The organism is Methanomassiliicoccales archaeon, from assembly GCA_014361295.1.
GTDB lineage: Archaea > Thermoplasmatota > Thermoplasmata > Methanomassiliicoccales > JACIVX01 > JACIVX01.
Window position 1 is genome coordinate 1,529,910 of record JACIVX010000001.1, and the last position, 24,648, is coordinate 1,554,557.

Sequence of the window (24,648 nt, forward strand, 5' to 3'; positions counted from 1 at the left end):
ATTGTTTTAGGCGAAGATTATTTGTCTTAGGTTTAGTAGTCCTTTGTAGTCCTTCTTAAGCATTTTCAATTTCTTTTGGTGTTAGGAGGACGAGTTTTCCTGCGAAGGGGTATGTTTGCGCAGCTTCTATTATTTCGTCATGGTATTCTTGTTCTGCGACTACAACCATTTTGAGGGACCATTGATGCACCAAGTTAAGCCTGTATATTGGGTCGGGAATGCTTCCATGCACTTGGACTTCGAATGGCACATATGTTAGTCCGAAGATTTTCATGCGAGATCGAGTGATTTGCCTTTTGCTTTGAAGGGTTTATCTGTTGGCCTAAGGTCATTTACCGTTGGCTTTTTTAGTGATTCGTACCCAAAGATTTGACCGATGATATGTAAAGATTCGACAATTGCGTTGTGTGGTGATGCTTCTTCTATTGACGTTTCCCTTTCAGGTTTAGTTTTTCTTGTGCCATTCTGTCTCTACGACTTTCACTTTGTCTATTCCAATAAGGTATTCTGGATTGGTAAGGTTGTCCTTGATTATTTGGTAATCGTGTTCTGTGAGCTTTCTGCAAGTTTTTCCTTGTAGGTAATTATACCATTTCTCGCTGTCTGGAAAAAGGTCAAATTTCACGGTTTTCGAAAGGACCAGCTTCTTAAAGTTGAGATAGTAACCTGATGGAGGCATTTCTGATGGCTTTATAGAGTAAACCATGATTTCGTTCCAAAAGGGATCCCTTTCAAGATGAGTTATATCTGAAGTGATCTCAAAAATTCCCACTACAACATTGTTTTTACTGGCATAATAAATGATTTTATCCCCCTTCCTAATTTCGGCGAATTGCTTAAACCGAGGTTCTCGCAGACCATGACTTTTAACTCTGCAACCTATCAAATCGCTATGTTGTGCATACGCTTTCAAATCATGAACTACAAACCAGTGATTCATCATTATTTCCCTACAAGGACTTGAGATTATGTAGTTTTTTCTTTTCTTAATTTTATTTTTAATCTTAAGTTCTGTGTTCCATATTTTGTTAAGATGAACCTCGTGCACTGCTGTTCCAGTAGATGGACATGAAAAGAGCGAAACGGGCTCGAAAAGATAAATTAATCCAGTTAGAAAAATGATATTCCAGACATGAAAGTGGGCTCACCCGGATTCGAACCGGGGAACTTCGCCGTTCTGACCTCCAAATGAGGATGTCAAGGCGACGTCATAACCACTAGACCATGAGCCCTTTTGGCCTTCGAAAATACGCTTTCCTGTCTATATTCCTTTCGCTGTGGCAACGCTGAGTTTTCTAAATCAGATCGATATAAATCGACTCTCAAATTGCAACTTGAAATTAGCATGATTCTTTCAGTTCACCAGAGAATGAAAGCCTCGAGCGAAACTCGAGCGAGATCGCTCGGTATGAGAAACGGAATTTTCGCTTTATCCGTAAGCTATTAATTCGCTAACACATTTCGGTTGCCCGATCAAAATGCCAGAGATTTTACTCTTCACTAAACCGGGTTGCCAGAAATGTGAATTCGTGAAGGAAAGGATTCCGAGCGATTTGAACGTGAATATCATTGATACGTCATCGGCCGAAGGTCTCGCAGAAGCCGCTTACTTCGAAATTTTGAACAAGAATGTCCCGATTCTTGTTGTTGACGATGAGATCATCGAAGGCGCGATCCCGATTCTCAACAAACTCAATGCTTTAAAGCAAGAATTGAAGAAATCTTAAGAACGTGATGATCTCAGTCCTTGTGATCAAATGATAGCGATCGGTCTTGAAGGGACAGCGCACACGCTTGGCGTCGGGATTGTTGATGATAAAGGCAACATTTTAGCGAATGAAATCAAGATGTACAAACCCGAAAAAGGCGGTATTCATCCTCGTGAGGCAGCGAATCATCACGCAGAAAATGCCGCCGCCGTTATAAGAAAAAGTCTGGAAGTTGCTGGAGTCTCCCCAAAAGACATCGACCTCGTTTGCTTCTCTCAAGGCCCTGGTCTTGGGCCTTGTCTTCGGACGGTCGCGACCGCTGCTAGATCTCTATCGCTTTCGCTGAGTGTCCCAATTATCGGCGTCAATCACTGCATCGCACACCTCGAAATCGGCATCATCAAAACTCAAGCAAAAGATCCAGTCTTACTTTACGCTTCTGGCGGCAATACGCAGGTCATTGCCTTTGCAAACGGCCGTTATCGGGTTTTCGGGGAGACGCTCGACATCGGGATAGGTAACATGCTCGATAAGCTCGGGCGCGAGATTGGACTTGGGTATTACGCTGGGCCGAAAATTGAAGCACTCGCGAAGGAAGGCAAGAAACTCCTCGAACTTCCTTACTCGGTGAAAGGAATGGACATGGCTTTTTCTGGCATCTTGACCGCTGCTTTGAATCTTCACGCGAATGGCGCGAGCGTTGAGGACATCTGTTTCTCCGTGCAGGAAACCTGCTTCGCGATGCTGACCGAGGTGACGGAAAGGGCGATGGCTCATGTCGAGAAAAACGAGGTTCTTCTTGGTGGGGGAGTTGTGCAGAACAAGCGATTGCAGGCGATGGTCGCGAAGATGGCAGAGGAAAGAGGCGCTTCGATGTTCGTGCCAGAGGGCAGGTTGTGTGTTGACAACGGCGCGATGATCGCCTGGACCGGCCTTCTCATGTACAAATCAGGCATTCGAATGGATATTAAGGACACGCAGGTGAGGCAGAGATTTAGAACGGATGAAGTCGAGGTGACCTGGCGATCTTAGGCACCAAGTTTCTTTCTCTTCTGTTCCCCGATCATTTTATCGAGACACTCGAGAAACTCATTTTCCCTTCCCTTCGGGATCGTCGCCCCGCTCGCGATCGCGTGTCCCCCGCCGCTGCCCCCGACAACACGGGCACTTTCCCCCACCGCAACCGATAGATCTACACCTTTTTCAAGGATCTCGAAAGTCGCTCTCGAGGAGACTCTTGACTCCCCATCGCCGATCGAAATCGCGATCGTCGGCTTGTCACGATCTGCAAGGTACTGCATCGCGAGACCGCAGACCGTTCCGGAAATATTGGGATTGTCGCTGAAGAAAAACTGGATGTTCGAAAGTTTTGTCAACCCTTTCTTTTCAAGGTTTTTGAGGGAATTGAGAACAGTTTCTTTGTATTTTTTTCTGAGTGCCGTCGCTTCTTTGATCGATTGCTCATCATTTAAAGTGACACCAAGACCGATGCCTTCGTTATCCGTTCGCCCGCAGGCGTTGAGCATTGACGCGAGATCTGACGCGTAGAGCTGCAATTTTTTGAAATAAAATCGTTCATGCGAAATTTCTTCAAGCGTGCTCAGAGTGCACCCCTGTTTCATTAATTTCAGCGCGAGAAGCGACGCGATTTTTCGTCGCTCGCTTTCGCTGAGCTGGTCAACTGGTACCTCGGGATTAATATTGATCGATGCAAGAAAATCAGCCACACCCTTTTCATCAGCGCTCAGGCCAGCAAAATAGGGATCGACCGAGTAAAAAAGCGCATCCCTGATTTTACCGTTCGGGATGATCGAGCCTTCATGTACTTCCACGATGCCCTTTGAGAGACCTTCGGAAAGAAGGTACTCGTTAATCCCTTTCAACCCCCTGATATGTTGTCTGTCCCCGACGATGCCGGCAAACGCGATCGGCAGTAGATCCCAGTTGGAAGCGTCCATTTGTGTTGCAAAGAGCTGGCAAACCGCGCTCGCAGAGGCCGCTGTCATACCGTCGAGGCCAAAAAGGTGTGGGTTGATGTGAAAGACCTTGTTTGAATCTCTAGAAGGTGCATGGTGATCGAGAACAATGACCGTTGCTTCAATTCTTTCCAGTTCGTCCAAAAAGGTGCTGCCCATATCGGACAAAATCAAACACCCAGAATCGATTTCCGATGCGAATTGTGCGATCGCTTTCGCATCGAGATTCTTGATCATGCTCGCCTGAAAGCTCTTTCCTCTCCTTAAAACAGCATTGCAGAGGATGCCCGCCGACGCGATCCCGTCGGCATCGTAATGCGAAACAATCCTGATTTCCTGATGCTTTTCTAGCGCTGCAATCGCATCCTTGATGCGATCGAGAAGACTTGCAGGCAGAGGCTCAGCATCATTCATTCGCCTCACTCAATCTGGAGTTCCGCCGTCTTCAGGGAATACGTCCAATCGGCGGGAATGACGCCCTGTCTTTTGTAGTATTTCACGAGTCTCCTGATTTTCGATTCAATCAGTTGGAGGCCTCTTTTCGCCGCAACATCTTTCTTGTTTTCGAGAAGGTGCATATCGACATTGATCGCCTTTCTCATTAAAGCGGCAAGATCTTCTGGAATTTCAGGTTTCAGCCCGTTCTCTCTCAATATCTGCGTGATGCTCTTTCCTGTGGCGAGTTTGACGCTCGGTACTGCGTAATTGTCTCGAAGAACGAGACCGATTCTCGCACTCGTCAACCCATCCCTTCCAAGCTTTACGACGAGCTTTTCAATTTCCTCTTTATTCAACGGAACCCACTCGGGATTCTTAGTGATGAGCGGTCTCTTTGAGCCTGACCTGCCTCTTCTCCTGGCATGAATTCGAGCCATTTCTATCCTCCGCACGATCCATCATGTCGAACGTGAAGCGGTCGCCAATTTGTATAATAGTATATAAGGTTGACCGTTGCTCTTTTTCAAAGTAATCCCGAATCAAATACAGTGTGTCTTTGTTAAAAGGCTGAATTTGATGATTTTTGCGTTTAGTGAGAATTGATTGGTTCGTGATCGGTTATGATGCATTGTAATTCACTGAAATCATTTTTATCCAGTTGCGTCTTATCGGGCTGCAACGGAGAATCATCAAATACATTTTTGGATTCGGTCGGCATGCAATGCCCCGTCATCCTACATTGAACAGGATTCGCTGAGGCTTCTGACTTTTTTCAAGACCTCCGCATATTCTTCCGCAGGGAATGAGAGCTCATCTGGCAAAGAGTCAAAAAAGCGCCAGCTCATCTCCGCATCGGCAACGCGCTTGCCGATTTTTCCAACAAAAATGGAATACAGTTCTGTGCGAATTTTGCATCGTGGAATGAACTCGAATCCTACTTCTTCGACAAATTCACGAACGCACGCTTCCTCCTCTTCCTCATCCTCTTCCACTCTTCCGCCTGGAAATTCCCATCCTTTCCTTTTTGGATTATAAACCATGAGGAATTTTGAATTCTCGACAGCGACAGCAACAACGACACTCATTTTCCCTTCACCGCGATCATTGCGTGATCCTTTTCGATTGGATCGAGGGCGATTACATCAGCAACCTCGTATCCCTCGCTTTCAAGCTTCCTGATGGACTCGCTGTAGATCTCTTTTGGATTCCTTGTGACATCTTCAGACCTCGCTTTGATCGCGATCATCCCCGCTTTTGCATTGAATGCTCGCATATTTTTCACAAAAATTAAGGTCTGCTTCCGCTGCGCGATGTCTTGATAGACAATATCTACCCTATCGATCATAGTCACGTAGTTTTCTGGTTTACTTGCATCTGCGAGCAGGGGAATCATATTCTTCCGACTTGAGCAGACGAAGAGCAAATCGCGGAAGGAGCGGGGAGATATTTCCACACAGTACACTTTTCCCTCAGTAACAATATCTGACACGTGTGAAGCAGTCGTCCCGCTCGCCGCCCCCAAATAGAGCACTCTCGTTGTCCTTTCAAAAGGAAAAAAGGTTCCGCCAAGCTTGAGGTAGGCAGCCAATTTGCTTCTACTGGCCACCCACTCCCTGTATTCCTCGTTATTAATGCGGATCAATCGTTCGCCGTAAACCCTGATTCCCGGCGTCAAATTCCTTGTATAAATTCTTTGAGAATCGCTGAAAACACCGGCAAATTTTGTTTCACGGATCGCGATGCCGGATTCCATGATTTTCGTCACGATATCGGCGCACTTAAATTCTGCTATGAGGTTATTTCATCGGTGTCAAAGGATCACGAATCAGATAAAATCGAAGAGCTTACGCAGCGGATCAAGCAACTCGAGGAAACGCTCAGCGAAATCATTCAGCCTTATCGGGAACTTGTTGACAGACTTTCCCATTTTCAAAATCTTGTGGTTCAGTATTTTCAATTGCTCAACATTTATCGAAAATTCGGAATGATTTCGATTGACGTGATTTTGCCAGAAATCAAAGATGAGATTTCGAAAGAGATTTTGAGGATTCTTGCGGAAAAACAGGGTCTCAATGTCTCCCAGATCACAGCTGAACTTCGCATGAGAAGGGGAACGGCTTCGAGAAGGATTGTCAGCGGTCGACTTCAAACTCTGGTTTCAAGAGGTTATGTCACTGAAAAATCTCAGAGACGGCAGAAACGCTATGAAATTTCGGATGAAGTGATCAAAAAGTGGTCACACGTGCTCGGTTTATCAAAATAATGTGATCAAGATAATACACAAGGAGAAGCAAAGATGAGGAGGTCGTCGATCAATGCAAATCGATACAGTATTCGAATCCTTGTTTCAGCGAAAAAATCGACAGGGTTTTGAATGTGAAGGGGACAGCAAACGCGAATATCTTTGTCTTCGGGATGATTAGATAACGAGGTAAACAGGAGATTGAGTTGTATGGATGAAAGAAAACATGAGGAATTTGATGCAGAAAAGGTCCGTGAGATCTTCAGAGTCCTTTCAGAAAGCGTACCGCAGCTTTTGGAAAAGTTGACGAAGGTTCTTTATGGAGCTGAGGAGAGCCGGGAATATGCAAAAGCGGTTGCGACATTCTACAAAGCGCTCAAAGACGCGGGGATGACCGATCAGCAAGCGTTCGAATTGACGAGGGAATATATGTCTAATCTCAGTCTGAGCAGTCTGATCGGAAGTGCAGCGGGAAAGCGCACGGGGCGTGGCGCGGGCGGCGAGGAAAATCTCGGAAAGGCGATCAAGGAACAGATCGAGAAGGAGCTGCGAGATGAAGATTGAAGAAATCACGCGAGCGGCGGATCGCAGAGAATCAGTTTTCATCGTGGGTGTCGTATCCTCACCGCGATTTATCGTCAAACTCTTTCTTTCGTATTTTTCATTTTTAAAGATGCGGAAAAAGGCAGGAAGGGTTTTTTACAATACACTCAAGGAGGTTGGCATTTCAGAAAGAGAAGCGAGGTTGCTGATGCTTGAATATGTTGAGATGGTCGGATTGAAGCGCATTTTATCGATGATGCGACGTACCTGACACTCTATTGTTCACTTTTTCCAGCGAATTCCTATCAATGGTTTTCGAAAACGATCATCCGATTGATTGATCGGCGGTGATTACAATATTATTTTCCAGCTGGAATTATATTTGGATCATTTGGATCGATTCAATAAAGCTATAAGGATTTGATGACGTTCTCTGCGGACGATGCGCGAAATCCTTGAGAGCATTGCGCGAGAGGTCCGCTTTGATATCTCATCGCTTCCGTCGACATTCGAAAAGGGAAAGGAATTGGGAATCGGGGCGGATGGTACCCCGACTTGCGGTGTCGACAGGGTTGCTGAAGAAAGAATCCTGAGATGTGTCGATGAAATGAAACTTCCATTCAATGTGTTGAGCGAGGAAATCGGATATATTGAAAGAGGGTACGAGCGGACCCTCGTGATCGATCCTATCGATGGCACGCACAACGCGATTCTGGGAATTCCACTCTACAGCGTGTCACTCGCGATTGGTAAGTCTTCTCTCAATGATGTTGAATTTGGACTCGTCAAGAATATCGTGACTGGTGATACATATTATGCGGAGAAGGGAAAGGGCGCGTTTTTGAATGGGAATAGGATCGTGGTTAGAAAATTCAATCGAAGGCAGTCAACATTCCTCGTTTATGTGGGCATGTATTCGCATCCCGATACGTTTCATGTCGCACGCAAATCAACGAAAACGCGTTCCCTTGGTTGCGCTTCGCTCGAAATGTGCATGGTCGCTGAGGGAAAGGTCGATGCTTATTACATGAATTGCGAGGTGCACGAAAAATCGATTCGGGTTATCGATATCGCGGCGAGTGCATTAATACTGAGGGAAGCAGGAGGGGAAATCGTGACGCTCAGCGGCGAACCCCTCGATATGCCATTCGATTTGGCGGCGAGAAGTAATTTCCTCGCCTACGGTGATCACTCGGTCAAAGAGGTGATTTTGTGAAATTTGGAATTACTGCAAATGTTGACGTTCCTGACGCGGTAAGCATTTGCAGAAAAGTCATTGATTTATTATCTGGACACGAGATTATTTTGGAAAAAGAAATTGCGCAGAAGCTGGGATATGAGGGATATCGTATTGAAGATATGAAGGTCGACATACTCATCACCGTCGGTGGCGACGGGACGATATTGCGCTCCCTGCAGCGCAACAACTCCCCGATTTTTGGGATCAATGCTGGTGTTCTCGGATTTCTGACAGAGATCAGCGCTGATGCTGTCGAAGATGGCATCAAAAGGATTCTCAACGGGGAGTACGTGATCGAAGAAAGGCTGAAACTCAAGACCGTCGTCGGCGGTAAGAGACTTTACGACTCGATGAATGAAACGGTCGTGCACACGGCGAACATCGCGAAGATCAGGCAGTTTGAAGTTTACGTGGACAACCAACTGGTCATCGACGTGAGGGCCGATGGCATCATCGTCGCAACGCCGACAGGTTCAACCTGTTACGCGATGAGCGTTGGAGCGCCGATCATCGATCCTCGCGTCGACGCTTTTGTCATCGCGCCAATGGCGCCTTTCAAGTTTGCAGCGAAACCGCTTGTCGTACCCTCGACCAGTTGCATCAAGCTCAAGCTTGTCAGGCCGAAGCCCTGTGTGTGCGTCGTTGATGGGCAGGAGTCGCATGAGATGAGCGGCGACGAGATCGTCGAGTTGTCTGTTTCAGAAAAAAAGGCAAGATTTGTTGGCTTTGGTCGAGGTTTCTATTCGAAGATACGGGAGAAGCTTCTGGGCTCGTTATGACTGGGGAACGGCGAAGGCGCGTGTGGGGGATTGAGGAAGCAGTTATCGAAACGATCAACGAAGCAGCGAAAAGCAGCTTTCCGAATGAATTCGTCGCAGCTCTGCGTGCCGAGAAGGGTGTGATCACTGAGATTCTGCTTTTGCCCGGAACGATTTCAGGAGAACGATCTGGTCTTCTCCAATTACATATGCTTCCAATCGATTTTTCGGTTGTTGGAACGGTTCACTCGCATCCTTCATTCAGCAATGAACCGTCCGATGCGGATCTTGCACTGTTTGGTCGATTCGGGTATATTCATATCATCACTTGCGTGCCCTTTGATGAGAAAAGCTGGAAGGCGTACGATTATAGAGGAAATGAGGTAGAACTCGAAGTCATTTAGAACACCTTGCTCCGTGGACCGATACTCCCTTTCGCGAGAGCACCAGGACCAATGACTGAAGACTCCCAGATCACCGTACCCGCGTCAATCATGCTGTTGATGCCAGTTTTCACGTCATCTCCCATAATCACACCGAGTTTTCTTCGACCCGAATCGATCAAAACACCGTTCATCGCGAGTTTGATCGACTTTCCGTCAAAACGAAGATTGGCCACTTTCGTCCCCGCACCGAGATTGCACCGCTCCCCGATGATGCTGTCACCGACATAATTGTGATGTGCGATGTGTGTTTCTGCCATAATAATCGAGTTCTTTATTTCCACAGCGCTCCCGACCCTAACGCCCCTGCCGAGACAAGTCGCGGGCCTGATGTAACAGTTCGGTCCGATGTCACATTCCTTCGAGATGAACACAGGCCCCTCGATATAACAGCCGCTTCTCACCCTCGCACCTTTTTCAACGACCACATCGCCGATCAATGTCGCACCATTCTCCACAACACCTTCGATTTGTCTTTTGATCTTACTCATCAGAATCTCGTTTGCTCGAAGAAGATCCCATGGTCTTCCAACATCGATCCAACCTTCTTTCAAAGGGTAAACGATCACGTCATGCGATGCGGCAATCATATTGAGGCTGTCGGTGATTTCATACTCCCCCCTCGGCGATCGGTTTGTCTTCCTGATCCATTCGAAAATTTCCGGCGTGAAGATAAACACACCAGCGTTGACAAGCTTCGACGCTGGAACCTTTGGCTTTTCAACAATTCTCAGAAGTTTTTCTCCCGATGTCTCGATGACACCAAACCTCGACGGATCCTCGACCGTCACAGCTCCCATGACAATCGATCCGTATTTGCGATGGATATCGATCATCTCTTTGAGGTCCGATGCGGAGACGACGATATCGCCGTTGACGCAGAGAAATGAATCTTTCATGATGTTCTCAGCGATGCCGATTGCGTGCGCTGTGCCCATTCTCTCTTTCTGTTCAAGATATTCGATAATGACGCCTTCCTCTGAACCATCACGATAAAATTCCTTGATTCTGTTGCTCTTCCAGCCGACCAGAAGACTGATTTCTTTGATACCAGCGTCTTTCAAAGCGGTGATCAAATGACTGAGAAATGGTTTTCCAGCAACGAGGAGAAGCGGTTTCGGAATGTTTGATGTCAAAGGTCTGAGTCTTGTTCCCTCGCCTGCGGCTAAAATGAGCGCTTTCATGAAATACACCTTCTTGCGATTTCCATCGAAATGGTCTTGAGCCTTGTAAGCGCCTCTTCCGTACGCGCTTCGACTGTAATCCTTATTTTTGGCTCCGTTCCAGATAATCGAATGAGGAACCAACCATCTGAGAATTCGGCTCTGAATCCATCCACCGTTAACAGATTATCGCACTTCACCTTTTCAATTTCTTGCGCGAGCGTTCTTTCGATTTCCTTTCTTCTCGTACGATCGAAATTGAAAGAACCTCTAAATGAGGGGTAGTTTGGCAACGAGTCAACGATCTCAGAAATCCTGTTTTCAGAGGCGATTTTAACCAGTAGAGCAGCGGCATAGATCCCGTCGGGACAGAGCGAATTCTTCGCGAAAATGAATGTTCCCGAGGGTTCTCCGCCAAACTCGATCCCCGTTCGCTTCATCATGTTCGAGACATACGCATCGCCAACCCTTGTCCTCACGACTTTACCTTCAACCAATTCGTCGATGACCATCGAGGAATCGATCGTCGTCACCACTTCCTTTTCTCCGAACATCGCGGTCAGGAGAGCAAGCAATTTGTCGCCCCCGATGAATCGTCCTTTCTCGTCGATCATCACAACCCGATCGCCATCACCGTCGTGAGCGATGCCGATATCGGCATTCTCGCTGAGCACGATATCTTTCAATCGTACCAATTGATCTTCGGTCGGTTCGGGTGATCTTCCGGGGAAAAAACCATCCGGGTGTGAATTGATTGAAACGACACTGCAACCGAGTTCCCTCAGAAGGCGGGGTGTGATGGTAGAGGTGGCGCCGCATCCGCAATCAACGACAACTTTTGCCGTAATCGGACCGACAAGTTTTGAAATGATTTCAATGTGAGATTCGACCGCGCCCTCATGTGTGTACTTCGTTCCAACACTTCTCCAGTCGGCTCTTTTGAACTTCAGCTCTCTAACCGCGTTTTCGATGTCCTCCATCTGATCATCATCGAATGAAGATCCATCTGGATTCCACATCTTGATTCCGTTGTATTCTGGTGGGTTGTGAGATGCGGTGATCATTAAACCGCAATCGTAATTCTTTGTCGCATGTGCAAGTGTAGGCGTTGGTATCATACCGACATCGTAAACATCGCCGCCACATGACATGATTCCAGATGAGAGAGCACAAGCGATCATGTCCCCGCTTGTTCGAACATCCTTCCCGATGACGACTCTGCGATACTGACCGCCGATGGCAGCTCCCACCGCCCGTGCCAAATCGATTGTCATTTCATGATTGACAATCCCGCGGATACCTGAAGAGCCGAAAAGTGATGTCACGTCAGATCGCCATGAAAAGGAAAATCGCCGGAAATAAAACTTTTCAATCGCAATTCTTGTTATTAGGAGTGTCGTGAAAACGAATGAGGTTGTTTGCCAGTATTATCCATATATCTGGATTTTTGATTCGGCGAGAGATAGATTTTTAAAAGGAATAGGTACTGGATAAAGAGCATTATAGGAAAAATTTTATATATGAGCATAAAGCATTACATACCAGTCATGTGGCCATTTACTGGCCGAAACTGACTCACGAAACATAGGAGGGAAAAGAATTGGTAATGGAACAAATAAGCCTGGATAAGGCAAAAGAAATTGCAAAGAAGAAAGGATTGAAGCCCGGACGTGTCAAGGGAACAAATGGTGTCCAATTCACAAAAGGAAGCAATCCCCGCCTCGAGATCATCTCATGGGAAGAATTTGAAAAGACGCTCGCGAAGAGAGGACTTGCCGTATACGAGAGCGGCGGCTGGATGAAAATCATGAAGAAATCCAAGTAATTTTTCTTTTCTTTGTTTTTCTCTTATCTTGGTCTTTCTTGATAATTTTGTTTTGAGTTATTTTTCCGAAAAATGAGTTCACATTTCATCTCGAATCAGATCGTTTTTGGTTATTATGCCATCTTGATGAGGAGCCAGTTCTTCCCTTCTTTTTCTTTTCCCTTAAATCTGATCAGCGCGTATTGCCCTTTCAGTTTCGCCCCCTCAATATTAATAACGATTCTGTCAGGGGTTCTCTCGATAAGATCAAATTCTCCTCTATCCCAGATCTTCACTTCCCCAGAACCATACTGACCCTCGGGAATCACACCTTCGAAATCAAGATATTCAATCGGATGATCTTCTGTCTCGACGGCGAGACGCCTGACGCCTTTTTCCAAAGGTACACCTTTTGGAACGGCCCAACTCTTCAGGACGCCGTCAAGGGAAAGACGAAAATCGAAATGCAGATGAGAGGCATGATGTTCTTGAACGACAAACTCACCCTCAATCCCTTGAACGCTTCCCTCTGGCTCTGGGGTTATGATGAAATCTCTCTTTTTCTTGTATTCGTCGAGCGCCATCTATCTCAATATGTTGAATTTGACGAACTCCTATAAATCAAGCGTCCTCGTTTGTTGCTTTGCCTTTGTTCATCTTCTCGGCGGTGATCTTGTTAACCGCGTCGATCAATTCCTTCATCGAATAGGGTTTCGGCAGTACACCCGAAAACCCGAAGCGCCCATATTCAGCCATTACCGGGTCGTTGGAATACCCACTCGACACGATCGCCTTCACATTTGGATCAATCTCGAGGAGCTCCTTCATCGCCTCCTTCCCACTCATCCCCTCCCTGACGATAAGATCCATGATGACGATATCGAAGGGTTTCCCCTCTTTTATCGCCCGTTTATACTTTTCAATCGTCTCTCTGCCCTCTTTGCTACAATCGACCTCGTACCCCGCCTGCTTGAGCATTTCGCTTATGACTTCTAAAATATCCTCTTCATCATCCATCAATAGAATCCTGAGGGCTTTCGTTGAAGCTGGAGTTTCAACTTGCTCCATGGTCTTCGTTTCAATCTTCTTATTGTTTGCTGCTGGGAGATAAATACGAAAAACAGTGCCTTTGCCGATTTCCGATTCAACTTCGATGTGTCCACCGTGCTTTTTGACAACGGAGTGGGCAACTGAAAGGCCGAGCCCCTTACCATGTGTCTTTGTCGTGAAGAAGGGATCGAAGATCCGCGACAAGTTCTCTGGTGGTATGCCGATTCCACTGTCCACGACTGATACGATAACGTATTGAGATTGAATCGCGAATGTTGAATTGTCTAGATTATAATCGCTGTTCCTCGCGGTGATCGTGATCTTCCCTCCACCAGGCATCGCTTCATGTGCATTCATGATAATGTTCGCGAGAACCTGCATCATCTGGCCTTTATCGACATCGACGGGACTGACATTATCATCGATGGCGAGATCATATTCGACACTTGGGTTCACAGGGACGAGTTTCAGTGCGCCTTCGATAATTTCCTTAACCTCGGTGACCTCCTTGATCGGCTCGCCGCCCTTCGAGAAAGTGAGTAGTTGCTGCGTGAGATTTCTGGCTGTCCAGATACTTCTTTCAGTCGCTGTAAGTCTCTGGTATGCGACTGTATTCTCTGGCATATTCAATTTTGCCAGTGCAATATTGCTCAAGATCGCTGTGAAGAGATTGTTAAATTCGTGGGCGATACCGCCCGCAAGCATGCCGATCGACTCCAGTTTCTGGATTTTGATGACCTCGTTCATTAACTTGATCCGATCCGTAATATTGAGACCCACACTCTGGATCTCTATCAAACGGCCATCATCATCGAATATCCCTCTGTGTGTCCACAGTATCCAAGCTCTTTCACCTCTGTGATCGAGAACTTCGACTTCACTCGAAGTCACGGGAAGGCTCGGCGAGAGCTTGCCGATTGAATTTCCAAGCAATTCTCTGTCCTTATTAGCGATTCTTTGAAGAAATGGAGTTCCGATGAGCTCTCTTTCCTCTTTTCCGAAAAACTTGCAGAAAGCTGGATTCACAAAAGCGATCGTGCCATCGGGTCGATGTCGAACAATGAGCTCAGTCTGGTCTTCCACAACGCTTCGATAACGTTTTTCGCTTTCGACCAGGTCTTTCTCAATTCTTTTCCTTTCAGCAATTTCCGACTGTAGCTCCTTGTTGATTATTTCGAGTTCTTTTGTTCTTTCTCTCACTAAATCTTCGAGATGTTCGCGATATTTCTGCAATTCTGATTCGATTCTCTTCTCCTCCGTAACGTCTCTGCCAACGAGCTGATATTCGACCACCACGCCATTTTGGTCAAAAATGCCCGTCTGTGCCGATCGCATCCATCTTATACCGTTTGGGGTAGTGACAGGATGATCATAAGCAACGGTTGGATGATCAGGTGAAAGAGATCTGGAAGATGTGATCAGGGTCTGCTTGTAATCATCAGGTATGAGCGAAAGAAATGATTCCCCTATAATAGCCTCCCGGTTCCTATTCAAATATCTGCAAAATGCGTCGTTTGCGAAAGTGATTACAAAGTCTGGTGTGAACCGGCAGATGTTTTCAGTCTGTTGTTCAACAATCGCCCTGTATCGTTGCTCACTTTCTTCGAGATAAGCGCGTGCGTGTTCAAGAGATTCGATCATTCGATTGATGTTCGTCGCAAGCGAGGAAATCTCGTCGTCACCATTCACGGAGACGCGCCCAGACGGATTCTTTGATGATGCGATGCCAACAACTTCCTTTTCTAAATTATTCAATCTCGAAATAATACGGCTTTCGAGCAGATCGATCGTCAAGATCCCAAGCATTAGGCTGACAACGGCAAAGGAGCTGAGTATATATAATAGGGTGATTTGTCCCTGTTGGAATATGTGTCGAGGAAGTTCCGCTCTGAATATGAGTGCGTTGTTCCCGTAAATGTCCTTTACGGAAAGATAGCCCGCGACGATTTCTCCGCTCAGCGGCAAAATCGTCATACCTGTACTGTTCAATTCAGAAAACTCCGTTTCGCCGAGTTCTAGATACCCTTGCAATTCTTCTGAAGTGCGATATGAAAGCGTGAGGGATGTGGCATTTTCCATGAAGCGTAACATCGCATCGTCAAGCCAGCGCCCCATCAATAAAGTTCCCATTGGAGGTCCTTCCCCATTGCTTTTGAGGATCGGGCACGCGGCAATCAAAAGCGTTCCAGATTCTAAGTTGAGAAAGCCAGTAACCCTATTCTCCTCTTGATTTGATCTGAAGATCAACCCCTCTGGAGCCAGATGTGCCATAATGTCCTCGGGAAATTGAATATCATCGTAAGTATCGGTGGAATAAACATTGGTGTAGACAGCGCTCCCCGAGAGATTGAGAAAAACTATAATGTTAATGTCAAGTGACACAAAGGTCTCAGCCAACAAGTTTGAGGCGACATATTCCTCGTTCCGATCCTGAATGAATCGGTACGTGTCATTCCACATCGACCAGTCGATCGCTATCGATTCAAGGTTTGATTGCTCTCTAGAAATGACATTTTCTAGTCGCTCAAGACTCTCGGTCACTTCCCTTCTTTCAAGGTGCGCGAAGCTCTGGGTTAAAATTGCTGAGGACACTGCATAAAGGACGAGAAAGAAGCCCGAAATGACCGCGATTGTCAAAATCAGCGTTCTTTTTCTGATCTTTCCCAATTTCATCTGGATCCCCTCATTTCTGGGAACTCCATTTCCTCAGCGCTCCAGCATGTCTCTCGCAATCACAAAAATCGAGCGTTGATATTTATTCGTTCACTTCTCATTACCAATTTTGATACCCATCTGGCTATTCATGATTCTCATATAGAATTAGCGCCTGTCGCCAGAGAATCGTTGGTGATTTAAGATCGATCCCAAATGCTCAATAAGGTCGTTTAAATGAAATGTCCGGATTACAAAATGAAGCGGCGTGAACTTGAGCCCTAGGTACTCATGGGTTGAGTATTCGGTAAGGTTTTAGTATCGCGACGATATCTCTCTTTCTTAATTTGGCTGCAGGGATAACCAAGCCTGGCCAACGGTGCGAGATTCAGGGTCTCGTCGCGTAGGCGTTCGGGGGTTCAAATCCTCCTCCCTGCACTGTCTTTATTCTCATTTAATCTGCTAGAATGATTCTTTGATCGCGCGATTTTGGTGTTTTTTGGCACTAAAGGAACTCAGGTGGTAGGCCACGCATCTGGTTATAGAATCGGCCGTGAACGCCTTTTAAAGTCCAATGGTGATTTCAGATTCCTTTCGATGTTCCACCCCAAAAATACGCAAATTGTATAAGGGGAGGTATCAATGATCGATTATTGGTGATATCATGAAAGTCCTGGTCGTTTATGATACGTCGTATGGGAATACAGAAAAGATTGCTTTGTCCATATGCGCTGGCATGAAGGAAGTGGGCCTTAACGATGTAACTTGCAAGAAAGCGGACTCAGTCGTCATCGATGACTTCAAATCTGCAGATGTTTGGGTTTTAGGAAGCCCCACTCATGTTGGAAGTGCGACTGGAACGATCAAGAAAGTTTTGAAATCTGCGATTAAGACTGGCGCGTCCGGAAAGATCGGAGTGGCATTTGATACGAGATTCGACAAGGCCACGAAAGGCGGCACTCAGAAGATTCAGAAAATGATGGAACGTGCTGGAATGAAAATTGCCGTTCCAGGGGAATGGTTCATCGTCGAGAACATGAAAGGACCTCTTGCACCTGGAGAAGAGGCCAAAGCGGTTACTTTCGGACGAAAAATCGCAGGTGCGATCAGACAGAAATGATTCGTCATTCTCATTCATAGATAAGTAGCATGGGGACCTTCTTGTTCTGACGGTCCCTTTTCCACATCGAGGATCAGCAGAATGATGACAGCACACAGCACGAAAAGTGATGCGATGACGAATGTCGCAAAGAAACCGAAATACTCAGCTACGATACCCCCGATGAACGATCCCGTGATCGATCCAAGACCTTGGATTGCATTGTAGATACCGAGAGATTCTGTTCGAAATTCCGAGTACGACATGTTTGAGACGAGCGCGTTTCCCGCGACGCTGAGGTTTGCCCAGCAAAAACCGATGAGTCCGTGAAGGATGCAAAGAGCGATGATTAGCCATTCTTTGGTGAGAGGAAGGAAGGTGACAGCGAAGAAAGACGGAAAAAGCACGATCCTTCCGGCAAAGGCGGCCGCTTGCATCTTCTTCCCGCCATAACGTGCAACCCATTTCCCGGCAATCGAGTAGGTGATTGCTGAGACCGCCGAACTTGCGAGAAAAACGACGAAAACCTCTGAGTTAGAAATACCAACATAGTTTCTCAGATAAATTGGAAGACCCACATAGAACGTGAGAAAACCCGTGAATGCAAGAAATGTCATGATGTAATACTTTCTCAGATTTGAAGGGAAATTTCGTATGTTGAGATTTTTTGTACTGATTCTCAGAACATGAAGAAGCCTGTGAGGAAAATATCTGACTTTCTCGAAGACGATGATTGGCTGTTCCGAAATACTTCTATCGATGTGTTCTCTTCTGAGTTTCTCTTCAGGCTCAGGAACCCATTTCAACGCGAGGAATAACGATGCGAGGGCGAGCAAGCTCGCGACGAGGAAGAGCGCTCGTAAGGAAAAAACTGATTCTTTTGCCCCTGGCATGAATTCCAGCCATAAAGAACCTAGTATGAGACCGGCGACCCATCCGATACCGCCAACCTTGCTGAAATCTCCTAGTCTTCTTGCCCATTCATGCTTTCCAAACGATTCAAGAACGAGGACAGTGCCAACAGGTGCTGCGGCACTTGCAAGGAGACCGAAGAAGAAGTTGGCGAGATAATATGACGGAATGGTCGTGGAAATCGCCATCATGAACAATGCAAACGCCATACCTCCGAATCCGATGAGGACGAAGGGGCGACGTTTTTTCGTTGTATCGGACAAATTTCCCCAGAGAATATTGGCCGGAACAGAGGCGATCGATGAAATAGCACTGACAATGCCCACCTGAGTTAGACTACCCTTGAGCCCCTCAGTAACAAAGAGGGGAATAAGTGGAGAGGTGCTTCCACCTGCAATGTTGTATGGCAAGAATGTGTAGTACCAGCTCTCTTCGTTCTTCTTCATCGCACCCCATCCTGCATTTTTCCTAAGAGATTGAAGCCGAGTATAATGAGATCCCTTCAATAATCTTTCCTAAGGTGCCGTTGGCTTCATCGAGTTCCAGAAAATAAATTATCCAGACATCTGACCTTCTGTATCTCAGACTCGTATCTCTTGAAAAAATATGATGCCATGAGGAATCATGAATCTGCTGGGTGATTTGCTTTCATGCGAAGACTTCATTAAAGCTGAAAAATAAGCCCTTAAAATTGCCTTCTGCAATCGGGCCTTGCGCGATATCGAATATCGCGTTTTGAAACAAAGAATCAATCCTTCGTTTGATACTCTTTATATTCATTGTCTGTGATAGAAAACCTACCAATTTGTCGCTTGCTATTGCATCATAGTGGTTTTCTTAAAAATAGCCAATACCTTTTCATAATATGAGAAGATTTACCTAACATTTAAATATCAAAGAATAAATAACAAAATTGTCCGACAACCGTCGGACTAATGGGATGGGATGTGAAAGTGCTTGTTAATTCATCGAGCAGAGTCTTTTTGTCGCCTCTTAGCGGGGGAATCATATGTTCTTGAAGCAAATTGAACTGGAAAATTTCAAGTCTTTCGGTAAGAAGATGACGATCCCCCTCCTTGAAGGGTACACTGCCGTGACGGGACCAAATGGATCTGGAAAGTCGAATATCTCGGATGCGATTCTTTTTGTGCTAGGTCCGAAAAGTTCAAGGGCGATTCGGGCTGGTAAACTCACAGATCTCATTTTCAACGGCGGCAATTCAAAACAGCCAGCAACATATACAAAAGTCTCGCTCATTTTTGACAACAAAGACAGGCTCATCCCAATCGATTCTGATACTGTCAAGCTGACAAGACTCGTCAAACTCTCAGATGCTGGAGATGGTTACAATTCGTATTTCTATGTCAATGATCGAAAGTCAACACTGACAGAGTTTGAATCGCTGTTATCGCACGCAAGAATTAGCGCTGATGGATACAACTTTGTTCAGCAAGGCGATGTGACGAAGATCGTTGAAATGTCAAATGTTGAGAGAAGAAGGATCCTCGATGATATTTCTGGTATCAGCAGGTATGATGAAGAAATAGCAAAGGCAGAAAATGAAAGAAAGGAAGCGGAGCAGAATATTGAGAGAATCACCATCATCATGAATGAGCTTGAAAAGCAGATCGAGCAACTTAAGGGGGAAAGGGAATCGGCGCTCAAATATCTCGAAATCAAAAACACACTCAGTCTTTCAAAAGCGCAGCTCGCGCACAAGAGGAGAGAAAGTGTTCTCACTGAGATCGATTCGATAAAAAACCAGATCGAACAATATAATCGGGAACTCAACGATCATCAGTTGAGAAAGGACGAAATATCAAAAAAGATCAGTGAAATGGAACTTAGAATAAAAGAAATCGAAGACGAAGCGTCGAAAAAAGGCGGAGAAAGCTTCAAAGAACTCAAGGAAAAGATCGACTTTGCGAAGATCCAAATCGCCAGGTTGCGCGATCAAGCCGAAAGAGCTCTGGAAAGTGCAAAAGAAATTGAAGAATCTCTGCAAAGTAAGAAAGAGGAAAGAGAACAGCTTTCTCCCGAAGTCGAACGACTGGAAAGCGAGTTGAAGAATCTGGATTTGCAGTTGCAGAGCAAGTCTGAATTACTCTCGTCAAAGAAACAAGCTCTTGAAGAGATTCAAAACAGAGTTGGCGCGTTCGACGAAGAACTTCAATCGTTGCAGCAGAGGATCTCCTCTCTCGAAGAGGAGATCAAAGTAAAAGAGGAGAATCTCCACGCGCTTTCGATGGAACGGGAAAGGCTGGAGGAGAAAAAGGGCAGGATTGAATCAGAGATTTCCCTCCTCGAGGAATCGAGAAAGAGCCTCGAGTTTGAAATCAACGACGCTGAATGGAATATCAGGGCTCTCAGGAGCGCTGATAAAGATTCAATGAAAGAAGTCAAAGCGCTCCAGGAGCAGTATCTTTCGAAGAAGAATCTCGAGTCGAAATTGAGCCGTCAGGCGGATGAGCTTGAGCAGGCAATTCAGCGTCTTACTCGAGAATACAATCATTTGAAAGCTGAGCAGGAAGCTGTCGAGAATGTCGCGAAGGGCTACACACGCGCGGTTCGCAGCATCCTTGAAGCGCGTGATCGAAGGGAGCTCAAGGGAATTCACGGGACGATTGCAGAGCTCGCTGAGGTCGACGAAAAATACCAAACGGCGCTGAATGTCGCCGCAGGCGCGAGAATGCAGTCAATTGTTGTTGACGATGATGAGGTGGCCGCACAGGCGATCGAATATTTGAAAAAGAATAATCTTGGCAGGGCGATCTTTTTACCGCTCAACAAGATGCTCGATGGAAAGCCAAGGGGTAAGGCGATTCTTGCAGAAAAGGAATCCCTCGGTTACGCGATTGATCTTGTGAAATTCGACGAAAAGTACAGGCCCGCATTCTGGTACGTCTTCGGCGACACGGTTGTTATGGAAACGCTCGAAAAGGCAAGAAAGTTCATGGGAGGAGTACGCCTCGTGACGCTCGAGGGTGAGCTGCTGGAGGCCTCCGGTGCGATGATCGGGGGAACGATCGAGGGAACTCAGCTCAAATTCGGGTCTGCCTCAAAGAGCAAGCTTGACGAAATCGGTGAAGAGTTGAGAAAGGCAACCGACGAGGCTGAGAAAGTCGGGGAGGAGTTAAGAAAGGTCAGGGCTGAACTCATTGAAATCGAAAATAGGATCCGCGAATTGAATAGTGCGGGTGGCGCAAACGATGTGCGGCTGAAAGCCCTCGAGTCAAGAAAAGAAGAGGTCAAGGCAAGGTTGCTCAAAGTCAAGAGCGATCTCGAGACGAGAAGGAAGGAGAAGGAAGAAGTTGAGAAATCCCTTACATCTATTGCAGAGAAAATAGATCTGCTGACGAAGGAAATCGTCGAGGCTGTTGAACTCAAAGAACAGGAAAAGAAAAGGATGTGCGATCTCGCACCGATGGATCTTTCGAAAAAGCTTAAGATTCTTCAGGGGGAAGTCGTCGAACTTATCAACGAAGTCTCTGAGCTAAAATCCCAGAGAGAAGCGATCTCAGGGAAGTTACATCTGGTCAGGAGAAGACTCGAAGATCTTGACGCCATGGAGGCAGAGGCGAAAGAAAAAATCGAAAAATTGACGAGCGAAGCGAAGGAAGCAACGGAGAAAGAACAGCGGTTCAGGGTCGAGCTCACGGCGTTACTCAAGATCGAAGAGTCGATGGGCAAGGAGATCAACGAGCTGAGAGAGAAGAGAGATGCGCTGTTCAAGGAGAAAACGAATCTCGAGGCAGAGAAAGATAAATTGCAATCGAAGATCGAAACGATCAAAGATTTCTCCGTCGGATTGACGACAAAACTGGCTGTCGCGGAGGATAAACTCAAGGAGATCGACGAGGAAATCAAACAATACAATGTCCAAATCGTCTATCCCTTACCTTCATCAGAATCGTTAAAGGAAAAGATCAGTTCATGCGAGAGGCAACTTGCCTCGATGGGTGCTGTCAATCTCAAGGCAATTGAAGACTACGATGCGAAGAAGGCAAGGTACGATGAACTGAAATCGGAAATGCAAAGGCTCGCGGACCAAAGAAAGGATCTGCTGAAACTCATGGCAGATCTAAACGAAAAAAAGAAGATGGGTCTTCTCAAGGTCTACGAAGCTGTCAATGAGAATTTCAAGAGGACGTACGCAGAATTGTCTGGTGGCGGAGAGGCGGAACTTGTTCTTGAAAATCCGGAGGAGCCTTTTCAGGGAGGCCTGATCATCAGGGCGAAGCCAAAGAATGGAAAGACGCTGAGGCTGGAGGCTCTCAGCGGAGGTGAGAAGAGTCTAACCGCACTCGCATTCATCTTCGCCATTCAGGAATATCAGCCGTCGCCATTTTATCTGCTCGATGAGGTGGACATGTTTCTCGATGCGGTCAATGCAGACACAGTAGCTCACAGGATACAGCGTGCGTCGAAGACCGCCCAGTTCATACAAATATCGCTGAGGAAGGTCACGTTAAATAAGGCTGATCACATCATCGGCGTCACAAAGCAAGAGGGAGGTATCAGTACGGTCATCATGAGACCAAACATCGGCGATATAGCGGACTTCCATGAGGATGCTGCTAAATCGAATGGCAACACCGCGGAGGGGGTAGCATGACCACATGTGAAAACGCAGCATCGATTCTCGATCATCTTCTCTTTCATAAGGCGATTATCGATGACGGCGATCGCGCAAGAAGAATTGATCATTACCTTGAGCTTTTGCATCAAGCCGAGTCTCAAACCCAGCCGATCACGATGAATCCTCTTGACAGAGCGATACAATTGGTCTTCGAACTCGTTATCTCGAATAATCTCGATCCTTGGGATATTGATCTCGTGCAGTTCACGAAGCTTTACACTGAAAAGATGCAGGACGAGGAAATCAATTTCATTGTCGCAGGCAAACTCATGTTCATGGCATGGATGATCCTCCGGCTGCAGAGCGAAAAAGTCCTCGAGATGCACCGCAGGGCAGAGGCTTATGACTTGTTCTGCAGCGATTGGGATTTCGATCATCTTGACATGCTGACGAACTCCACCGATTCGGTGCCGTTCGAATGTGATATCTTGGATCATGTCGAACTTGCAGAAGCTATCAGACGGGGTAGCTCGCGCCCGGTCTCATTGGTCGAGCTCCTCGACGCTTTCGATGAGGCGCGTAAGGAAGCTGAAGCGAATCTTAGGAGGGCAGCAATTAGGGAGGAGATGAAAAAAGCTGGGATCAAGTTCGATGAGAAAACGCATCCTGAGGACGTCGAAAAGGACGTCGAGATCGTCTGGCAAAGGATTCAGCGTTGCGGTCCTGGTGTGATCAGCATCGAGGACCTCTGGGAAGAATCGAAAGAAGACCGAGTCATGGTCTTCGTTTCACTTCTCTTCCTTGCAAAAATGGGAAAGATCTCTCTCACACAGGATGATCTGCCGTATGGCCAAATCTTCGTCGAGGCCAGGGTGCCGTGGGATATCGGTGCGATTGAGGATGCAGCAACGCCAGAAACCACGTATTCGAATGGTGAAGCGGTGATGTGATGTGGATCCTGTGAGGGTTGTTGAAGCAGTCCTCTACTCCTCTTCGAAGCCAATCAGCATCTCCGAAATTGTCGCAGCGACACAGCTGGATCCTTCACAAGTTCGAAAGGCGCTGAAAACGCTCATTGCCGAGTATGATGAACGGGAATCGGCGATCGAAATCGTCAAGATACGCAGTCGTTATTCGATGCAGCTCAGGAAGGAATATCACGATTATGCGACACCGTTCGCTGAGCGAGAATTGCCGGATAGCGTGCTCAGGGTCGCCGCCATGATCGCGTATCATCAACCGTTATTACAGAGTGACCTTGCGAAGATGCTAGGTACAGATGTGTATGAGAGCGTTAGGACGCTCAGGTCTATGGGTCTGATTGCGGCGAGAAAGAAAGGTCAGACGCTTGAATTGAGAACAACGAGACGTTTCCTCGAATACTTTGGCATCGCAGGCTCGACGCAAGAGGATATTAAGAAATGGATGGAGAGCCAGGTAAATAAATCTGAACAGAAATAATCATCTGGGTTGAAGATATTAAACTGCAGTGCCTGGCCAGTAGAATTTGCTTAAACATCTCCATTGATTCTCATGTGTTGGGGTTTTTGATATCGTGATATCATCCTGAATCATATCTTAATGAATTAAAGCAAGATATTTTCCTGTTTACCAATGATTTTCCTCATAGGCAAATGAGACTTGATCAACGCATGAAAAGCTCAGCCAATCTCTGAATGCACGCAAATGTACGTCCAGAGAATATTTCAAAGCTTTCAAAAAGAAAGGTTTAAATTCTTTACCTACGATGACTGGATATAGGGATATTATGGTAATGCCACTTGCGCTGTTAGAGAAGTCGATGAACAAGAAAATATCGCTCTTGTTAAAAGACAACAGGATATTGGAAGGGAGACTCGCGGGATACGACGATTACATGAATATGGTTCTCGAAGACACCGAAGAGCGCACGGCCGATCAGACGCGGCGCTTGGGCACTGTTATATTGAGAGGAAATAACGTCGTCAGCATCGCTCCGCTGTGAAATTTGATGGTAGCGTTAAGACAGCAACTCCCGATGATAACTACTTGCAGACTATG

25 protein-coding genes and 2 tRNA genes are annotated in these 24,648 nt (G+C 46.4%); 15 read left to right on the forward strand and 12 right to left on the reverse strand.

Translation table 11 applies throughout. The features are described from left to right. Positions 1 to 55: 55 nt before the first annotated feature. The 3 genes from H5T41_07615 to H5T41_07625 all read right to left on the reverse strand — a co-directional run bounded on the left by H5T41_07615 (position 56) and on the right by H5T41_07625 (position 1,232). Complete coding sequence (locus H5T41_07615; GenBank protein MBC7108637.1) at positions 56 to 274, reverse strand: hypothetical protein; 219 nt, start codon at positions 272 to 274, stop codon at positions 56 to 58. 171 nt (positions 275 to 445) lie between these two features. After that, positions 446 to 1,048, reverse strand: coding sequence for an EVE domain-containing protein (locus tag H5T41_07620; protein ID MBC7108638.1), 603 nt, complete (start codon positions 1,046 to 1,048; stop codon positions 446 to 448). A gap of 91 nt (positions 1,049 to 1,139) precedes the next feature. Then, positions 1,140 to 1,232: transfer RNA gene (locus H5T41_07625), tRNA-Val, on the reverse strand. A gap of 246 nt (positions 1,233 to 1,478) precedes the next feature. Here H5T41_07625 and H5T41_07630 point away from each other — a divergent pair. Beyond that, positions 1,479 to 1,727, forward strand: coding sequence for a hypothetical protein (locus H5T41_07630; protein MBC7108639.1), 249 nt, complete (start codon positions 1,479 to 1,481; stop codon positions 1,725 to 1,727). Positions 1,728 to 1,757: 30 nt separating this feature from the next. Next, positions 1,758 to 2,741 carry a bifunctional N(6)-L-threonylcarbamoyladenine synthase/serine/threonine protein kinase gene (locus tag H5T41_07635; protein ID MBC7108640.1) on the forward strand — a complete coding sequence of 328 codons (984 nt, stop codon included), beginning with the start codon at positions 1,758 to 1,760 and terminating at the stop codon, positions 2,739 to 2,741. Here H5T41_07635 and H5T41_07640 read toward each other — a convergent pair. From H5T41_07640 to H5T41_07655, 4 genes are all read right to left on the reverse strand, one after another. Then, on the reverse strand, positions 2,738 to 4,099 hold the full coding sequence (locus tag H5T41_07640) for a DHH family phosphoesterase (protein ID MBC7108641.1): 1,362 nt from the start codon (positions 4,097 to 4,099) through the stop codon (positions 2,738 to 2,740). The two genes, H5T41_07635 and H5T41_07640, sit on opposite strands and share 4 nt — an antisense overlap. A 5-nt stretch (positions 4,100 to 4,104) precedes the next feature. Next, the gene (locus H5T41_07645; GenBank protein MBC7108642.1) at positions 4,105 to 4,560 is read right to left on the reverse strand and encodes a 30S ribosomal protein S15; all 456 of its coding nucleotides are present in this window, start codon (positions 4,558 to 4,560) and stop codon (positions 4,105 to 4,107) included. Between the two features lie 297 nt (positions 4,561 to 4,857). Next, positions 4,858 to 5,208, reverse strand: coding sequence for an NUDIX domain-containing protein (locus H5T41_07650; GenBank protein MBC7108643.1), 351 nt, complete (start codon positions 5,206 to 5,208; stop codon positions 4,858 to 4,860). Next, entirely contained in the window at positions 5,205 to 5,876 is a 672-nt protein-coding gene (locus H5T41_07655; GenBank protein MBC7108644.1) for a fibrillarin-like rRNA/tRNA 2'-O-methyltransferase, read from the reverse strand. Before H5T41_07655 ends, H5T41_07650 begins: the two co-directional genes overlap by 4 nt. A 54-nt stretch (positions 5,877 to 5,930) precedes the next feature. Here H5T41_07655 and H5T41_07660 point away from each other — a divergent pair, with 54 nt between their 5' ends. From H5T41_07660 to H5T41_07685, 6 genes are all read left to right on the forward strand, one after another. Then, complete coding sequence (locus tag H5T41_07660; GenBank protein ID MBC7108645.1) at positions 5,931 to 6,386, forward strand: winged helix-turn-helix transcriptional regulator; 456 nt, start codon at positions 5,931 to 5,933, stop codon at positions 6,384 to 6,386. 189 nt (positions 6,387 to 6,575) lie between these two features. After that, entirely contained in the window at positions 6,576 to 6,929 is a 354-nt protein-coding gene (locus H5T41_07665; protein MBC7108646.1) for a hypothetical protein, read from the forward strand. After that, entirely contained in the window at positions 6,919 to 7,179 is a 261-nt protein-coding gene (locus H5T41_07670) for a hypothetical protein (protein MBC7108647.1), read from the forward strand. The genes H5T41_07665 and H5T41_07670 overlap by 11 nt, the downstream gene beginning before the upstream one ends. A 171-nt stretch (positions 7,180 to 7,350) precedes the next feature. Beyond that, positions 7,351 to 8,124: an inositol monophosphatase gene (locus H5T41_07675; GenBank protein ID MBC7108648.1), complete on the forward strand. Its 774-nt coding sequence runs from the start codon at positions 7,351 to 7,353 to the stop codon at positions 8,122 to 8,124. Then, positions 8,121 to 8,927: an NAD(+) kinase gene (locus tag H5T41_07680; GenBank protein ID MBC7108649.1), complete on the forward strand. Its 807-nt coding sequence runs from the start codon at positions 8,121 to 8,123 to the stop codon at positions 8,925 to 8,927. Before H5T41_07675 ends, H5T41_07680 begins: the two co-directional genes overlap by 4 nt. Then, positions 8,924 to 9,310 carry a Mov34/MPN/PAD-1 family protein gene (locus H5T41_07685; GenBank protein MBC7108650.1) on the forward strand — a complete coding sequence of 129 codons (387 nt, stop codon included), beginning with the start codon at positions 8,924 to 8,926 and terminating at the stop codon, positions 9,308 to 9,310. The genes H5T41_07680 and H5T41_07685 overlap by 4 nt, the downstream gene beginning before the upstream one ends. Here the strand turns inward: H5T41_07685 and H5T41_07690 are convergent. Continuing rightward, a complete protein-coding gene (locus H5T41_07690) occupies positions 9,307 to 10,533 on the reverse strand; it encodes an NTP transferase domain-containing protein (GenBank protein MBC7108651.1) in 1,227 nt (408 codons plus the stop codon). The two genes, H5T41_07685 and H5T41_07690, sit on opposite strands and share 4 nt — an antisense overlap. Next, positions 10,530 to 11,786 carry a phosphoglucosamine mutase gene (gene glmM / locus H5T41_07695; protein MBC7108652.1) on the reverse strand — a complete coding sequence of 419 codons (1,257 nt, stop codon included), beginning with the start codon at positions 11,784 to 11,786 and terminating at the stop codon, positions 10,530 to 10,532. The genes H5T41_07690 and glmM overlap by 4 nt, the downstream gene beginning before the upstream one ends. 332 nt (positions 11,787 to 12,118) lie before the next feature. Here glmM and H5T41_07700 point away from each other — a divergent pair, with 332 nt between their 5' ends. Beyond that, positions 12,119 to 12,337 (forward strand): hypothetical protein, encoded by a 219-nt coding sequence (locus H5T41_07700; GenBank protein ID MBC7108653.1) that lies wholly within the window; start codon positions 12,119 to 12,121, stop codon positions 12,335 to 12,337. 113 nt (positions 12,338 to 12,450) lie between these two features. Here the strand turns inward: H5T41_07700 and H5T41_07705 are convergent, their stop codons facing one another. Then, on the reverse strand, positions 12,451 to 12,900 hold the full coding sequence (locus H5T41_07705; GenBank protein MBC7108654.1) for a 3'-phosphoesterase: 450 nt from the start codon (positions 12,898 to 12,900) through the stop codon (positions 12,451 to 12,453). Positions 12,901 to 12,937: 37 nt separating this feature from the next. Further along, entirely contained in the window at positions 12,938 to 16,039 is a 3,102-nt protein-coding gene (locus H5T41_07710) for a PAS domain S-box protein (protein ID MBC7108655.1), read from the reverse strand. 332 nt (positions 16,040 to 16,371) lie between these two features. On the opposite strand from H5T41_07710, the gene H5T41_07715 reads away from it, so the two are divergent. Both H5T41_07715 and H5T41_07720 read left to right on the forward strand, forming a co-directional pair. Further along, positions 16,372 to 16,456 (forward strand) — tRNA-Leu (locus H5T41_07715). A 226-nt stretch (positions 16,457 to 16,682) separates the two neighbouring features. Further along, the gene (locus tag H5T41_07720) at positions 16,683 to 17,138 is read left to right on the forward strand and encodes a flavodoxin domain-containing protein (protein MBC7108656.1); all 456 of its coding nucleotides are present in this window, start codon (positions 16,683 to 16,685) and stop codon (positions 17,136 to 17,138) included. A 14-nt stretch (positions 17,139 to 17,152) separates the two neighbouring features. Here the strand turns inward: H5T41_07720 and H5T41_07725 are convergent, their stop codons facing one another. Beyond that, positions 17,153 to 18,475, reverse strand: a complete 1,323-nt coding sequence (locus H5T41_07725) for an MFS transporter (protein ID MBC7108657.1) — start codon at positions 18,473 to 18,475, stop codon at positions 17,153 to 17,155. A gap of 563 nt (positions 18,476 to 19,038) precedes the next feature. Here H5T41_07725 and smc point away from each other — a divergent pair. From smc to H5T41_07745, 4 genes are all read left to right on the forward strand, one after another. Further along, positions 19,039 to 22,644 (forward strand): chromosome segregation protein SMC, encoded by a 3,606-nt coding sequence (gene smc / locus H5T41_07730; GenBank protein MBC7108658.1) that lies wholly within the window; start codon positions 19,039 to 19,041, stop codon positions 22,642 to 22,644. Further along, positions 22,641 to 23,558 carry a segregation/condensation protein A gene (locus H5T41_07735; GenBank protein ID MBC7108659.1) on the forward strand — a complete coding sequence of 306 codons (918 nt, stop codon included), beginning with the start codon at positions 22,641 to 22,643 and terminating at the stop codon, positions 23,556 to 23,558. The genes smc and H5T41_07735 overlap by 4 nt, the downstream gene beginning before the upstream one ends. 1 nt (position 23,559) lies before the next feature. Continuing rightward, complete coding sequence (gene scpB / locus H5T41_07740; protein MBC7108660.1) at positions 23,560 to 24,069, forward strand: SMC-Scp complex subunit ScpB; 510 nt, start codon at positions 23,560 to 23,562, stop codon at positions 24,067 to 24,069. Positions 24,070 to 24,376: 307 nt separating this feature from the next. Next, the gene (locus tag H5T41_07745; protein MBC7108661.1) at positions 24,377 to 24,592 is read left to right on the forward strand and encodes an RNA-binding protein; all 216 of its coding nucleotides are present in this window, start codon (positions 24,377 to 24,379) and stop codon (positions 24,590 to 24,592) included. Positions 24,593 to 24,648 lie beyond the last annotated feature (56 nt).